Source organism: Flavobacterium ammoniigenes, from assembly GCF_020886055.1.
GTDB classification, from domain to species: domain Bacteria; phylum Bacteroidota; class Bacteroidia; order Flavobacteriales; family Flavobacteriaceae; genus Flavobacterium; species Flavobacterium ammoniigenes.
Map to the genome: position 1 here is coordinate 40,000 of NZ_AP025184.1, position 14,892 is coordinate 54,891.

Here is a 14,892-nt window from a genome sequence, read left to right on the forward strand (position 1 = left end):
TTAATCTTAGTTTATATTTATTAGTGTTCAAATATTCATTTATTGAGCCAATGACGGGAATTGAACCCGTGACCTCTTCCTTACCAAGGAAGCACTCTACCCCTGAGCTACACCGGCAAGGATTGTAAAGTTTTCACCGGCGTACTTAAATTTAAATCCTATAAAAGATCTAACTTTAAGACATATTAGGATTACAAGCTAGCTTGTGATCCGTAAGGGTGAACCCTTACTAAATTTTCAAATTTAATTTTTATCTAAGCAAGCTTTATAAAAATTTCATTTCTGAAAATTTTGTGGGGAGAGCAGGATTCGAACCTGCGAAGTTCACACAGCAGATTTACAGTCTGCCCTCGTTGGCCGCTTGAGTATCTCCCCTAACTTTTTTTATTTTTTGAAATCAATCGACTTTGAGCCGGCGGAGGGACTCGAACCCACGACCTGCTGATTACAAATCAGCTGCTCTAGCCAACTGAGCTACGCTGGCAATTTCAATAAAAAAAGTCCGCTATTTCTAACGGACTGCAAATGTATAGATTTTATCTCTCTTTCAAAACATTTTTTGAAAAAAATTTCAATTTAAACCGATGTTCTGATTTTTTCTTTTCTTTTTACTAATAATCGTTCTAACGATTCTGTTGCTAAATCAACTGCCTCTTCAAAAGATTTACATTGTTTTTTGACTACAAATTCATCTCCAGGCACATTGATCTTAATCTCTACCCATTTATTCTCTTTATCACTAGTCTTTTCGACTTTTAAAAAAGCGTCCGACGAAACCACCTTGTCGTAATACTTTTCCAATTTATCCATTTTTTCTTGAATGAAATCAACTAGCTTTCTGTCAACTGTAAAGTTAACCGCATGAACACTTACCTTCATAATCAAATTAATTAATAATTAAACACTTAGAATTATTTTTGATTTCTAGGATGCGACTGTTTGTATACTTTTTTCAGTTCAGTTAAACTATTATGTGTATACACTTGAGTCGACGCTAAACTAGAATGTCCTAATAATTCTTTGACTGAATTCAAATCGGCTCCGTTATTCAATAAATGTGTCGCAAACGTATGACGTAATATGTGCGGACTCTTTTTTACTTTTTCGGAAACAGAACTAAAGTACGAATTAATTAATCGGTACACAAAAGATTCATTTATTTTAACGCCTTTTTTAGAAAGAAAAAAATACTCCTCATCTATTATATTTTCCAACCCATTGCGTTCTTTAAGATAACTCTCCAATTGACAGTTAATTAGGGGTAGAATTGGAATAATTCGCTCTTTGTTTCTTTTACCTAAAACTTTTATTGTGCTAGCACCAAAATTAACATTTGCTAATTTCAAATGAATTAACTCTGTTCTTCGCATTCCTGTTGTATACAAAAGATCAACAATCAACTTGTCTCGAACCGCTTCAAAACCAACTGGGTTTTGCATAAATAGTAAAACAGCATCTACTTCTTTTTCAGAAAATGGGATTTGGATTTTTTTAGGAGTTTTTAAGGCCTTATGCTTCAAAAGCGGACTCGCTTCAATTTGTTTCGTTTTCAATAGAAATTTATAATAGGCTTTAAGCGAAGCCATTTTTCTATTAACAGACACATTAGACAAATTAGCATCCACCAACGACACAATCCAACTTCTAATTTGGCTATAGTTAGCTTGGTCAATATCGTGTTGATCAAAATGTAAGGAATTGAACGATTCAAAAGAAACAATATCATTCCAATATGCTAATACCGTATGCGGAGAATAGTTTTTCTCCAACTGCAGGTACTCTCGAAATGCTTCTTTGTTATTTTTCATAAAAAAACCGTTAGCATCAAAATTATACAATTTCAATGACTAACGGTTAGTATTTGACTAAATTTAGATATTAACTTTCTAAATTATCTCTCATGTTTTGGATGTAAGCCGCTTTCTGGAATTTCATTCTATTCGTTACAGATGGCTTAATGAAAGCTTGACGTGCACGCAGCTGACGAACAGTTCCTGTTTTATCAAATTTTCTTTTATAGCGCTTTAATGCTCTATCGATATTTTCTCCGTCTTTAATTGGTATAATTAACATAATATAGACACCTCCTCTCGTTAAGGCTGCAAATGTAGAAAATAAATACGAATTAAAAACTATAATTTAAAATTATTCTACAGCTGGCTTATAATTTTGTTTATCCAATATCATTTTGGACAAAATTTCCTTCATGATTTCTGAAGTACCACCACCAATAGGTCCTAAACGACTATCTCTAAATAATCGAGCCAATGGGTATTCTTCCATATATCCATAACCTCCCAACATTTGCAAACAACTGTATATAGCTTCATCGGCTACTTTGGTAGATTTTAGTTTAGCCATGGTTGCCTCTTTAACAACATATTCGCCCTTATTTAAACGTGCCATGGCCGCATAATTGAATACTTTACAGTGTTCCACTTCGGTCGCGTGTTCTACTAAAGTATGACGTAACGCTTGAAATTTATTAATTGTAGTACCAAAAGCCTGGCGTTGTTCCATATACTCAATAGTATAGTCTATAGCATACTCGGCTCTGGCGTGCGCATTAATTGCCATAATCAAACGTTCTGATGCAAAATGCTGCATGATGTATGGAAATCCTTTATTGACCTCCCCCATTAAATTGGAAATCGGAATTTCTACATTATCAAAGGCAATTTCAGCCGTATCCGATGCTCTCCATCCCAATTTATCTAATTTGGTGGCCGAAATCCCTGGCGTATCAGTATCAACTAAAAAAACGCTAATTCCTTTATTCCCTAGTCCAGGTTCTGTTTTAGCAGCTACAATATAATAATCAGCATAAACTCCATTAGTAATAAAAGTTTTGGATCCGTTAATAATATATTTATCTCCTGACTGAACAGCAGTGGTTCGCATTCCAGCTACATCACTTCCTCCAAAAGGTTCTGTAATACACAAGGCTCCAATTTTATCTCCATTAATACTTGCTGTTAAATAGTTTTGTTTAATGGATTCACTTCCTTCAGTATTCAAATGCGTCATGGCCAAATAAACGTGTGCCCACATCGCCGCTGCAAATCCAGAAGATTTTATTTTTTGAAGTTCTTCAAGAAAAATAACGGTATAGAACAAATCCAAGTTCATTCCTCCATATTGAGTAGGATAATTGATTCCGAAAAATCCCATCTCACCAAATTTTTTCCAAATAAAACGGTCAATTGTTCCTGACTTTTCCCATTGTTCAATGTAAGGCACAACTTCTTTTTGTAAAAAATCTCGAAAACTTGCTCTAAATAGTTGATGCTCTTCTGTGAAATACATTGAATTCATTAGTGAAAATTAAAATTGTAAGAATTAATTCTTTTTTTAGAAATCCAAATATAGTGCGATTATTTTTATTTTATCGTTAGGCATTCCCTTAATTTTTGTTAAATCCGTAGTTTCAACAATAGGTTCGTTCATACTTCTATAAATTACTATTTGTTTGGCTAATGCATATTTGAAGTAGGGAAACTGTGCCAATTCTTTTATCGAAGCGTTATTAATATTCACTTTTTTTATTCCTAACTGTGATTTCACTTTGAACCTTTTGTTCAAATTAACTAAAACCTCTGGCGACAAACCCCAAACCTCATTTAACTGTTCCATTACAACAAAACTTCCCAAACTTTCTCTATAACTTAAAATACGCTGTGCTATCACTTCGCCTATTCCATATACTTTAACTAAATCTTCCAAACTGGCGGTATTAATATCGAGCACTACTAATTTTTCGCTTGTGGTAAAAACAGGATTCCTGTAACTCGAAATTGAACTACTTTTTCTTTTTTCATTTACCCAATCCGGGAATTTAAAATAAGGAGCAATCCTACTTATTAATGAATCGGATACTTTTGTTACTTTTTGAAATTCTTCGGCCGAATTGACAAACTTGTTTTGTTTTCTATAGGCAAGCAAACGATCAATCTCTTGGACGGACATTCCTAATTTATACCCTTTGTAATCCGAAATGTAATTGGGATTAAATGGATATAATCGTGAACCTGAAAACCTAGCTTGCTCTTTTAACGAATCAATTTCTGATTGAACACTCAACCATGTATTTTTTTTAGGATTATTCTTTATTGGCAAACTGAAATCAACAAAAAAATAAACCGTTTGTAAAACAACAATTAAAACTAGCAATACTAGCAATCCTGTGCGTTGTGATTTAGAAAATGAAAAATACGAGGAGAACCATTTGAAATTCATAGATTGGGGACATTTTAAAATTTGGGTAATTAAAAATAACTAAAAATTGAATATTACAAGAAAAAATAAAGACAGAATTCTATTGACAATCAATCCTCTTTAATTTATAATTCATGTTTTATCACTTTATATCTAATTATTGTTTTTATTTTTTACAAAAAACTATACATTTGGAATCTAATAACTAAAACTTATATAACCATGTCAATTTGGAGAGTTAAACCTATTTCGGCTTTTGAAGCTGATATGAAAAAAAGTACTTTAAAGAGGGTTCTAGGAAAATGGAGCCTAACAGCTATTGGTGTTGGAGCCATTATCGGAGGTGGAATTTTCGTTCTTACAGGAACCGGAGCCTACTACCATGCAGGTCCAGCATTAGCAATATCGTTTATTATTGCAGGTATCGCCTGCGTTTTTGCCGCACTTTGTTATTCTGAATTTGCTTCAATTTTACCGGTTGAAGGATCTGCTTATGCTTATGCTTACGGAACTATTGGAGAAATTTTTGCCTGGATCATTGGATGGGGTCTTATTTTAGAATATGCCATGGGATCCATGACGGTCGCCGTTTCATGGTCTGGTTATTTCAATAAATTATTGTTGAAATTTGGAATTTCATTACCTGATTGGCTTACCACCGATCCGGCTAGTTATACTGGCGAGGGTTTTTCAATGAATCTTCCTGCATTTTTAATTGTATTATTGGTGATTTCAATATTGATTAAAGGAACACAAAATGCCGCTAAAGCGAACAATATGATTGTAATTTTGAAAGTTTCAGCTGTATTATTTGTAATCATAGCTGGAGCGTTTTTCATCAACTTTGACAACTGGTCTCCATTTATTCCAGAAGCTACTCAAATTGTTGAAAAAGAAACTACTCATAACGCGTATGGTTTAACCGGTATTGTTTCTGGAGCTGCTGCAATTTTCTTTGCTTATGTAGGTTTTGATGCTGTTTCTACTCAAGCCGGAGAGGCAATCAATCCTAAAAAAGATGTTCCATTTGCTATTATTGCCTCTTTATTAATTTGTACCACTTTATACATTCTAGTTTCTCTTGTATTAACTGGAATGATGAATTATCAAGATTTTAACCCACTAGGGAAATATCCAGATGCAATTAAAGCACCTGTAGCTTATGCGTTTGATATTGCTGGGCAAGGTTGGGCAGGATTAATTATTACAATAGCAGCTACTATTGGTTTAGTATCGGTATTAATGGTAATGATTATGGGACAATCTAGAATCTTCTTGGGAATGTCTAAAGACGGATTAATTCCGCAAGTATTCTCTAGAGTAAACCCTATTTCTGGTACACCAAAAACAAACCTAATGATACTTGGTGGTATTATTGCTGTAGTAGCGGCATTTACTCCTATCAATGAATTAGCTGATATGACAAGTTTCGGAACCTTATTTGCCTTTACAATGGTTTGTATTGCGGTTTGGATTTTGAGAGTTAAGCAGCCTGAATTAGTTAGAACATTTAAAGTTCCTGCTTTACCTGTAATTGCAGTTTGTGGTATTTTAATCAATACCTACTTAATGGTAAATCTAAGCCTAAAAGCACAATTGTTTTCTGGTGCTTGGTTATTGATCGGTATATTAGTTTATTTTGGATATAGCAAAAGCCGTTCAAAATTAAATAACGACAAAGCGGAATAAGACTTCCATATATTTAACTAAAAAGCTCTAGTAAACTAGAGCTTTTTTTATGTTTATATATCAAATACCGAACTTCGTTTGGCACGAATCAGATCTTTCAGACGCATCCAAAAAGCTAATATTAAATACACTGCAAACCACAAACCGGCCGTGACAAAGGATAAATAAATAAAAAACAATCGCACGCTACTGGCTCGCATCCCTAAAGCGTCTGCTAATCTAGAGGAAACATGAAACCCATGTTTTTCAAAAAAAAATTTTAGCCGGTTCAACATCATTAATGAATTTGAATCCAAAATTACATAATTATTTCTGAGTTATATATTCTTTATCACTTCAATTCCGATAGCACACGACAAGCATTTACTTTTATTGCAATATTCCTTTTTTAATTGCAATAAAGACTGGGTTTCAAATGCATTAGTTGTAGCAATACCAAAATAGTTGAATTTATCGATAGTCCCATTTTTTTCTGGGGATAAATACTGTAACAAATCTACTAAATCTTGACTATTATCTTTTCCATGACTTTGAGCATACGTAAATCGTATAGGCACTATTGTATTTACAATTAACAAATCCATGAAAGGTTTGGAGAGTTGCTTATTTTTCTTTGGACTCAATTTATCAAAATGATAATGGTCCAGCCAATAAGGCGAGGCGGTAACTTGTAATAGTTGGTACATCGAGTCAAGAGAATTGGTTGCACAAATTTTGGAAAATAAATTACTGTGGGTATGCCATAATACAGCCAATTGAGATAGTCGAATCGTTGGAAAATTATCGGGGCGGTGTTTAAAGAATTGGACCGGAGCTAGAATAGGTTTAGTCAATTGGTATTTTTGAAGCAAATAGGTATAGCGAAATTTCAAATCAGTAAAGTAGTGATCTTCTTTTTCAGTATCTAACAAACCTGCATTGCCAAAAAGTAAGGCTTCTATATTAGCCAAGTTGGATGCTTCTTTACGAATTATAGAAAAAGGGATCGAAGAAACGATAGCGAAAAATTGGTCTCCATTAGTATTCAAACCGAAATTTTGAGATAACATCCAGAAAAACACAGCTTCCCAATCTGAACTTGTTTGTGTGAGCCAATTTGAAATGGGTTTTGTTTTTTGCTCTAGACGCTCAACAAACAATCGTTCTTGCCAATGTCTTAGTAGAAATTGATCCAAACCTGCCAATTGATTTTCGCAATATAACCAGGATTTTACAGATCGTAACACATTGTAATTTATCACTGTTTTGGGAGCAACATAATACTTTAATTCCAATACAGGAATAATTGAATTATCACTACGGTAAATTGCAACATCATGTTCCCAAACTACATGCAAAATCACATTTTCATAGGCAGGGTCATTCTCATGATGATGTATATACCAATCGGAAGATTTTAAATGCATTTCTACATTTCCGGCCCATTTTTGATTATCGATTCGAATTTGAGCATTGAAAAAATCAGGTCCAGCTTGTTCTAAATACTGACCCACGTTTACGATAGTAATAGATTCTCCAGAAGTAGTTTTGAGATCTAAAGTGTTGAAATATTCAAATTTCCATAAATAATGTAAAAAATCTTCTTTCATTCAGGGGGCTTTTAAATGAAAATCTAAGATACAAAAAAGATCTACTTATCTCATTTTCAACCCAAACGAAAATACAATCATTATTCAAAGAAATTCCAAGTCAATCCGAAACGGATGGTCATGTCCCTATAAGGATTGTTAGGAGCTGAATAAAAGGTATTACCCGTCAAAGAAGAATTAAAATGTTCTACTTTAAAAAAGATACGTGTACGTTGGATTTTTGCATTTACAAAAAAGTCAAGGTTCGGGAAATTTCCAATTTGCTTGTCTCTTTGTACAAAAAATTCACCGATCACTGGATTGTAATCATTTGCATAATAGTTTGTGAAATAATTAAAAACGATACCCGTTTGTAAATACAATGCTTTTTTGAAGAAGAAATCTGTAAAATAAATCGAATTTCTAGTTACTATTTCAGGCACATTCAATACCGATTGATTTTGATCTACTTTTTGAAACAATACGGTATTATCCAAAGCAAATTTTCCAAACTGAAACTCTTTATTCATCTTCAAAGAGAGGTATTTGATAGTTCCAGCATATTGGGAAGGAGTTACGATTTGGGTTTGTGCCAATTTTTCCGCTTGAGAAGAAATATAATTAAAATACAAATGATCTTGAATGGTAGCGAGTTGCAAGGAAGCACTAATCCATGGTGTGATTGCATTCGCCGAAAGTGAATTTATTTTTTCGTTATTAAAATTATTGGACCAATTGTAAGCTACATAACTACTTTGGTGAAGATTGTAGTTGTTGTTGGGTAATTTATTTGTGTTTTGATATTGAAAGGTAAATTGATTATCCTCATCCAAATCAAATTGCATTGTGGCATCTAAATTAGACAGCGATTGATTGGTAATTGATCTAGCATATAATAACCTACCATTCCATTTTCCTTTTCGATATTCGTATTGACCACCTGCTGAATTAATTGTCATAGAAAGCGAATTGGGAACCGTTCGATTATCAAAAATAAGAATCTGATTATAATAATAATTCGATCTAAAGTCGTCTACAAAAAATTGAAATTTGCCTAAAAAAGTATTTTCATATTGTAAACCCACTTTGTTGTACATTTTATTGTAACGTGTTTGATCATTGATTTCAGTTGATCTAAAAGAGTCGCCAAAACGATTAATAATATTGCCGTTAGCATTAGATGAAACTGTAAGTTGGTTATATTCAAAAAACTTATTTTCGTAATTGAATTGATGTTTTAAATACAGATTATTAGTGCCTTGTTTAGAGTTAATTCTAAAGCCATGATCGATAAAAAAACGTTTTCCCTTCAAAAAAGATTTAGCATCCGTAAGATAAACTTCTAATCGTTGTCTGTTTTTATAATCACTATTTTCACTTTCAAAATCATCAATAGTAGTTATTCCACCATTTTCTTCATTAAGAATATCTTGTTGGGTAAAATGAAAGTCAAACCAATACCGTTTGGATTGAGTGCTATAACTTGTAGTAAAACGAAAATTACCGGTGCTTGCTAATTGATTGATATATTTTCCTTGAGAACGCAAACCTCTATACGCCAAAGAAAAATTGAGATTGGGTGAGGTATTAATGGCAATATAGGAATCGACCGACTGCCCTTTCAATTGAGTTGATTTAAAATACAACTCCGTTAAAGGCGTTGCTACAGAGGCATAACGAATCTGATTGGCTTCAATAAAATTAAAATGTTTGGCTTTAAAACCAAATTCCGGATAAGGGTTAACAGCCGTTAAACTGTATTGTAAGGTATTGTACGTTTGTCCATCATTTGCAAAAGGCAACAAGCCAAAAGTATCTCTTCGAAGATAATTATGACTGTACTCTTTTTTTATCGTTAAGGAAGTATCTATGTAGGTAGTATCTCTATCTAAAGTAATGATTCGATAAAGATCTAGGGTAGCTACTTTTTTGGGTTGACGCGATTTAGTAGAATCTGATGCACTTTGGTATTGGGTATTAAAATCTAGTTTCTTTGATTTGTTTTGTGAAAACAAAAAAGAAGTAATAAACAGCAATACAATACAACAAAACATTCTCATGAAACAATACTTTTAATTCTATAGAACGACAAAGGTAATTGATCTATTGGGATAAAAAAAACAGCAGTAAACATATGCTTACTGCTGTTTAATTAAATCAGATATTATAATCTAGTAATTATAATTTTGTTTCATTGCAGCATTACCATTGATTTCTGATTGAGGAATTGGGAATGCCATTCTGTAATCGCCATAAGCAAAAGCAGTAGTTGCTTTTGGACTTGTAGGAGTACCTAAACCATTTCTAACTCTATCATCAAAACGGAAACCTTCAAATGCTAGCTCTCTTCTTCTCTCTAGCAATACATTCGCTTTATTTGCAACAGTATAAGCAGTAGCTCCTCTTTGTGCAGTAATTCTATTAATTTGAGTTAAAGCACCTGCAGCATCACCAGTTTCTAACAATGCCTCGGCATAATTCAATACAATTTCTTCGTATCGAATTACTTTAGTATTGGTAGCTAATTTGGTATACTTACCAATATTTCTCTGGAATCCGGCAATAGTACCAATCATGAAGGCTGATTTTCTTACATCTGCAGTCTCATAAATAGCTTGGAAATTTTGAGTATCGTTAATCACAACATCACCATAATTTGTAGCTCCATAAATTTGGTACAAACCATTAATACCGTTGTTGTCGTTTGACAATTGAACTAATTCAAAAACAGAATTCACTTGCTTTCCATCAGCTGCAAATGAAGATACAAAACCAGATTGAGGAACAATTGTAGCAGTTCCTAACCCTAGTGCAGTAGCAGCAGCATCTTTAGCTATAGACCAATCACCAAAATAAATTCCAACTCTAGACTTAATTGCATAAGCAGATTGTTTATTAATTTTAGTATAATCTAAAGTGGAACCAAATAATGGCAAAGCAGCATCTAAGTCAGCATAAATAAATTGTTTTACTTCTGAAACTTTGTTTCTAGCTGGTGCTAATTGATTCAAATCTCTATATGTTTTCACATAAGGCACACCTAAAGCCTCAAGACCACCTTGACCAGTAACATGATGTTGACCATATAATTTTAACAAATCGAAATGAGCTAATGCTCTAGCTACTAAAGCTTGCGCTTTTAAATCATCAGCTGCAGCTCCAGTAATAGAAGAGTTAATAATCAAATTAGCATTTGCGATTACTCTATAAATTTGTGTCCACGTATCCGTTGGAAAAGCCGCAGAAGCTGTTAATGTCCCAGTCCCAACATTTAGAAAACGACCTGAAGCATTATTTGAATAGGCATTATCAGTCCTAACCTCATTATAGATAATTAAATCTCTTCCATAGTAAGGAACAGCAACCATACGCTTGTACATACCATTAGCCAATAAGTTCAAATCTTGAACAGTACTTGGTGGGTTTAAGGTAAAATCTCTACTTTGAACCAAACTAGGCTCTAAAGAATCTGAGGAACATGATGTAATCAATACTGACAATGCAGTAATTGATAAAATTTTCGAAAATATTTTTTTCATAATTCTTAGAATTTAACATTAATTGAAAATACTACTGATTTCACTGGAGGAGATGTTAATCTTGTAAAACCATCAGCACGAACTTCAGGATCATATTTCAAGTCTTTATCTTTAACCCAAGTCATAAGATTTGTTCCTCTTAAAGAGAAAGACAAACCGTCTAAATTGAATTGTGATAAAATTGAAGATTTAAAGTTATAACCAATAGTTACATCTCTTAATCTCATAAAATCACCATCATGTAAAAAACGTGTAGAAGTACTAGTAGCTTGAGCATTTCCAGCTGTTGGAGAATATTCTACTTTAGGAACATTAGTGATATCCCCAGCTTTTTGCCATCTGTTTAACAATGGTTCAGAACCATTGTAAGAAACTAAGGTAGTTGTACCTTGACCTTGGGTATATGCTGCCCAGTCTTCGTAAACTTTATGACCTCCAGCTACATATAAAGTAGCATCAAAATAAAAATTGTTTAAATCAACATGAGTATTGAAACCACCTGAATATTTAGGTAAAGCACTATCACCTTGCCAAGTTTGAGTGGCAGTATTATAGTTCGTAGTTGTAGCTCCATCAACGCCATTAACATACCATAAAGCATTACCGTTAGCAGGATCTACACCAGCGTATTTTCTCATAAACCAGCCTGAAACTGGGTATCCAACTTGAGTTTTTGTTGTACTACCAGTAATAGTAATTTGAGTACCATTAACAACTGGCATATCGGTAACTTCATTATTTACTGTAGAAAAGTTTCCACCAACACTCCAATTAAAATTGTCTGAACGAATTAAATCTAAATCCAATTCAAATTCCAATCCGTTGTTATTTAATTTTCCTAAGTTTTTAGTTTGAGATGTATGACCTGTTGTCAACGACATTGGCAAACTCAATAACAAATCTTTTGTATTATTATCAAAATAGGCAACCGAACCAGTTATTCTATTATCAAATAATCCAAACTCTACTCCAGCATCTAATTTATTCTGAACTTCCCAAGTTAATCCAGTTGTTCCAAATTGAGATGGGAACATACCTCCTTGGTTGTTATAACTTGATGTACCTAGTAATGTTTGGTATTCGTTTAGACCAATAGAATTATTTCCAGTAGATCCATAAGAACCACGTAAACGCAATAAATCAACAAAAGATACATTCTTCATGAAACTTTCTTTATCAACATTCCAAGCGGCTCCCGCAGAGTAAAAGCTACCCCATCTTGTTGCTTCACTGAAACGTGACGAACCTTCTCTTCTAATTGTTAAGTCTAATAAGAAACGATCTTGGAATTTGTAATTTGCAATTCCTAAATAACTTAAGTTAGACCAATCATCAAAACTTGAACTAGCATCTTTGTTAGCTGCAGCATTGGCAACATTAGTAAATCCTAAAGGTAAAACCTCACCATAAGCACTTATAAAGTTTAATTTGTTTTGTTGAAATTCAATTAATCCTTTGAAATCCAATTTATGGTTTTCACCTAAAGATAAGCGATAGTCAATCGAATTTTGAGCCACATAGTTAAAATTTCTTGAAACTGATGCTGACGATGTACCTCCATAGGCAACACCATCACCATGAATAGCATCATTAAAGCCTTTATAAGAATTCATTGTGTAATCCAAAGATATAGACCCATTATAAACTAAATCTTTTGAAATTTTATAAGAAACTGAATTGTTTGACATCAAACGAGTCAACTCATTATTTCTAATATTATTAGCGGCAGTATACAAAGAGTTATGCAATCCAGTAGCTGGTAAAAAATAAGTACCATCTGCATTATATGGAGCATTCCATGGACTCATAAAATATCTTGTCAGGTTTGGATTCGAAAAGAAAGCACCTTGCTCTAATACACCAGATTGTTTTACATTTGAAACATTAACTCCTGTTTTTAAATCCCATTTATCAGTTAATTTTCTAGTGTAATTTAAATTAGCAGTTACACGTTTGAAATCTGAACCAATAACAGTAGCCTCTGTTTTGTTATACCCTACAGAAGCATATAAAGTAGATTTATCATCACCAGCAGAAACTGAGAAATCTAAATTGTTCATCAATGCATCTTCATTTTTCATCAATTTAGTCCAATCGTATTCTGTTGATCCACGAGCAATCCATGCTCTCATAGCACTAGTACCTGAAGCTAAATTTGTTGTAGCCCAAGTTAAAGCATTAGCTTCTGTAAAATTGTAAGCTGTACCATAAGTATTATAAATTGCTTCAAGCAATAATTCTTTTTTCTCTGCACCTGTAAATGGTCTTAATCCATCTACCGCATTGTTTTGGAAACCTACACTTGAGCTTAAGCTAAATTGTGCATCTCCTTTTTTACCTTTTTTTGTAGTAATCAAAATTACACCATTAGACCCTCGTGCTCCATATACAGAAGTTGCACCTGCATCTTTCAATACAGTCATAGATTCAATATTATCTGCTGCAATAGAAGATAAGGTAGACAATGAACTAATATTAGACGAACCAGAGAAGTTACCATTAATCATTGGAACACCATCGATAACAAATAATGGATCATTTCCAGCATTAATCGAATTTCTACCTCTAATACGAATATCTTGAGTAGATCCTGGTGTACCAGATGAAGTTGACATTTGTAAACCAGCTACATTTCCTTGTAGAGCTTGATCTACAGATACCATCGGAGCTGCTTTAATTTTATCAGCACCTACTGTTGAAACATTACCTGTAACTTCGTTTCTCTTTTTTACTTGACCGTAACCAACTACAACAACTTCATTAAGAGAGTTACCCGCTTGTAATTTAAAATTGATTGTGTTCGAAGCACCTACTTTTGAAGAGGCATCTAGCATTCCTACAAAAGAAACAACCAAAACATCTCCTACTTTCGTTTTGATAGCAAATTTACCATCAAAATCGGTTTGAACACCATTTTTAGTTCCTTTAACTATTACGTTAGCACCTGGAACCGGACCTGTCCCGTCTGAAACAACTCCTGAAACTGTTTTCTCTTGAGCAAAAGAAAACTGCATAGACAACGCTAATAAAAGCGTATAAATCCACTTGAATTTTAATCTCATAGTAAAATTAATTTTGAATTAGTTAATCACAAAAGTCTTAATTATTTCTTAATAAACAAACATATAATGAAATATTTGTTATTTTAACATTTGTTAAAGGTTAATTAATTATTTTTTTTTGTGAATAGCATTAAATTTAATAGTTCGTTATAATTTGATTGTAGAATAAAATATACTAATTTTATTTTTTTTGAAACTACAAAAATGCTCTCTCTTAATTTCTCATCATTTCTTTTGGAAGTTGGAACCGACGAAGCAGGTCGCGGCTGTATCGCAGGCCCTGTTACTGCTGCCGCTGTAATTTTACCTGCTCATTTTGAAAATTCAATTTTGAATGACAGTAAACAATTGACAGAAAAAGCGAGAGAAAAATTACGCCCCATTATAGAAGAACAAGCCGTTTCATTTGCCGTTACACATTTAGAACCAATCATTATTGATGAAATCAATATTTTAAATGCTTCAATCAAAGCCATGCAGGAGAGCATTTTGAAATTGAATCCAAAACCAGAATACATTATAGTTGATGGGAATCGGTTTAAACCTGTTTTAGATATTCCGTACAGTTGTATTATCAAAGGAGATGCTAAATTTATGTGTATTGCTGCGGCTTCTGTTTTAGCAAAAACCTACCGAGACGAGTACATGAACAAAATTCACGAAGAATTTCCCATGTACAATTGGAAACAAAACAAAGGCTACCCTACTCAAGAACACCGAGAGGCTATTCGTAAATATGGGGTAACCAAATACCACCGTATGAGTTTTAGATTGTTGCCTGAGCAATTAAAATTAGATATTTAATCCGATCAGCAATTT

The 14,892-nt window shown here is 33.3% G+C and carries 12 protein-coding genes and 3 tRNA genes; 2 read left to right on the forward strand and 13 right to left on the reverse strand.

Annotated elements, in window-relative coordinates; genetic code table 11:
• Nucleotides 1-45 precede the first annotated feature (45 nt).
• From LPC21_RS00170 to LPC21_RS00205, 8 genes are all read right to left on the reverse strand, one after another.
• Nucleotides 46-117: transfer RNA gene (locus tag LPC21_RS00170), tRNA-Thr, on the reverse strand.
• A 177-nt stretch (nucleotides 118-294) separates the two neighbouring features.
• A tRNA-Tyr gene (locus LPC21_RS00175) sits at nucleotides 295-375 on the reverse strand.
• A 35-nt stretch (nucleotides 376-410) separates the two neighbouring features.
• Nucleotides 411-484 (reverse strand) — tRNA-Thr (locus tag LPC21_RS00180).
• A gap of 92 nt (nucleotides 485-576) precedes the next feature.
• On the reverse strand, nucleotides 577-879 hold the full coding sequence (hpf, locus tag LPC21_RS00185; RefSeq protein WP_229317263.1) for a ribosome hibernation-promoting factor, HPF/YfiA family: 303 nt from the start codon (nucleotides 877-879) through the stop codon (nucleotides 577-579).
• A 32-nt stretch (nucleotides 880-911) separates the two neighbouring features.
• Complete coding sequence (locus tag LPC21_RS00190) at nucleotides 912-1,808, reverse strand: tyrosine-type recombinase/integrase (protein WP_229317264.1); 897 nt, start codon at nucleotides 1,806-1,808, stop codon at nucleotides 912-914.
• Between the two features lie 70 nt (nucleotides 1,809-1,878).
• Nucleotides 1,879-2,073 carry a 30S ribosomal protein S21 gene (gene rpsU, locus LPC21_RS00195; protein ID WP_229317267.1) on the reverse strand — a complete coding sequence of 65 codons (195 nt, stop codon included), beginning with the start codon at nucleotides 2,071-2,073 and terminating at the stop codon, nucleotides 1,879-1,881.
• Nucleotides 2,074-2,145: 72 nt separating this feature from the next.
• Nucleotides 2,146-3,315, reverse strand: a complete 1,170-nt coding sequence (locus LPC21_RS00200; protein ID WP_229317268.1) for an acyl-CoA dehydrogenase family protein — start codon at nucleotides 3,313-3,315, stop codon at nucleotides 2,146-2,148.
• A gap of 36 nt (nucleotides 3,316-3,351) precedes the next feature.
• Entirely contained in the window at nucleotides 3,352-4,236 is an 885-nt protein-coding gene (locus LPC21_RS00205) for a ComEA family DNA-binding protein (RefSeq protein WP_229317270.1), read from the reverse strand.
• 201 nt (nucleotides 4,237-4,437) lie between these two features.
• On the opposite strand from LPC21_RS00205, the gene LPC21_RS00210 reads away from it, so the two are divergent.
• On the forward strand, nucleotides 4,438-5,904 hold the full coding sequence (locus LPC21_RS00210) for an APC family permease (protein WP_229317271.1): 1,467 nt from the start codon (nucleotides 4,438-4,440) through the stop codon (nucleotides 5,902-5,904).
• Nucleotides 5,905-5,957: 53 nt separating this feature from the next.
• Here the strand turns inward: LPC21_RS00210 and LPC21_RS00215 are convergent, their stop codons facing one another.
• From LPC21_RS00215 to LPC21_RS00235, 5 genes are all read right to left on the reverse strand, one after another.
• Nucleotides 5,958-6,179 carry a PspC domain-containing protein gene (locus tag LPC21_RS00215; protein WP_229318592.1) on the reverse strand — a complete coding sequence of 74 codons (222 nt, stop codon included), beginning with the start codon at nucleotides 6,177-6,179 and terminating at the stop codon, nucleotides 5,958-5,960.
• 42 nt (nucleotides 6,180-6,221) lie between these two features.
• Nucleotides 6,222-7,493 carry a DUF2851 family protein gene (locus tag LPC21_RS00220; RefSeq protein WP_229317273.1) on the reverse strand — a complete coding sequence of 424 codons (1,272 nt, stop codon included), beginning with the start codon at nucleotides 7,491-7,493 and terminating at the stop codon, nucleotides 6,222-6,224.
• Nucleotides 7,494-7,573: 80 nt separating this feature from the next.
• Nucleotides 7,574-9,532, reverse strand: a complete 1,959-nt coding sequence (locus tag LPC21_RS00225) for a putative porin (protein ID WP_229317275.1) — start codon at nucleotides 9,530-9,532, stop codon at nucleotides 7,574-7,576.
• Nucleotides 9,533-9,643: 111 nt separating this feature from the next.
• Nucleotides 9,644-11,011, reverse strand: coding sequence for a RagB/SusD family nutrient uptake outer membrane protein (locus tag LPC21_RS00230; protein ID WP_229317277.1), 1,368 nt, complete (start codon nucleotides 11,009-11,011; stop codon nucleotides 9,644-9,646).
• Nucleotides 11,012-11,016: 5 nt separating this feature from the next.
• Nucleotides 11,017-14,073: a SusC/RagA family TonB-linked outer membrane protein gene (locus LPC21_RS00235; RefSeq protein WP_229317278.1), complete on the reverse strand. Its 3,057-nt coding sequence runs from the start codon at nucleotides 14,071-14,073 to the stop codon at nucleotides 11,017-11,019.
• Nucleotides 14,074-14,277: 204 nt separating this feature from the next.
• On the opposite strand from LPC21_RS00235, the gene LPC21_RS00240 reads away from it, so the two are divergent.
• Nucleotides 14,278-14,877, forward strand: a complete 600-nt coding sequence (locus tag LPC21_RS00240) for a ribonuclease HII (RefSeq protein ID WP_229317279.1) — start codon at nucleotides 14,278-14,280, stop codon at nucleotides 14,875-14,877.
• Nucleotides 14,878-14,892 lie beyond the last annotated feature (15 nt).

Excerpts from the sequence above, each read along its gene's own strand:
- hpf (WP_229317263.1), bottom strand. The coding sequence starts at position 879 with ATGAAGGTAAGTGTTCATGCGGTTAACTTTACAGTTGACAGAAAGCTA.
- LPC21_RS00190 (WP_229317264.1), bottom strand. The coding sequence starts at position 1,808 with ATGAAAAATAACAAAGAAGCATTTCGAGAGTACCTGCAGTTGGAGAAA.
- rpsU (WP_229317267.1), bottom strand. The coding sequence starts at position 2,073 with ATGTTAATTATACCAATTAAAGACGGAGAAAATATCGATAGAGCATTA.
- LPC21_RS00200 (WP_229317268.1), bottom strand. The coding sequence starts at position 3,315 with ATGAATTCAATGTATTTCACAGAAGAGCATCAACTATTTAGAGCAAGT.
- LPC21_RS00205 (WP_229317270.1), bottom strand. The coding sequence starts at position 4,236 with ATGAATTTCAAATGGTTCTCCTCGTATTTTTCATTTTCTAAATCACAA.
- LPC21_RS00210 (WP_229317271.1), top strand. The coding sequence starts at position 4,438 with ATGTCAATTTGGAGAGTTAAACCTATTTCGGCTTTTGAAGCTGATATG.
- LPC21_RS00215 (WP_229318592.1), bottom strand. The coding sequence starts at position 6,179 with ATGTTGAACCGGCTAAAATTTTTTTTTGAAAAACATGGGTTTCATGTT.
- LPC21_RS00220 (WP_229317273.1), bottom strand. The coding sequence starts at position 7,493 with ATGAAAGAAGATTTTTTACATTATTTATGGAAATTTGAATATTTCAAC.
- LPC21_RS00225 (WP_229317275.1), bottom strand. The coding sequence starts at position 9,532 with ATGAGAATGTTTTGTTGTATTGTATTGCTGTTTATTACTTCTTTTTTG.
- LPC21_RS00230 (WP_229317277.1), bottom strand. The coding sequence starts at position 11,011 with ATGAAAAAAATATTTTCGAAAATTTTATCAATTACTGCATTGTCAGTA.
- LPC21_RS00235 (WP_229317278.1), bottom strand. The coding sequence starts at position 14,073 with ATGAGATTAAAATTCAAGTGGATTTATACGCTTTTATTAGCGTTGTCT.
- LPC21_RS00240 (WP_229317279.1), top strand. The coding sequence starts at position 14,278 with ATGCTCTCTCTTAATTTCTCATCATTTCTTTTGGAAGTTGGAACCGAC.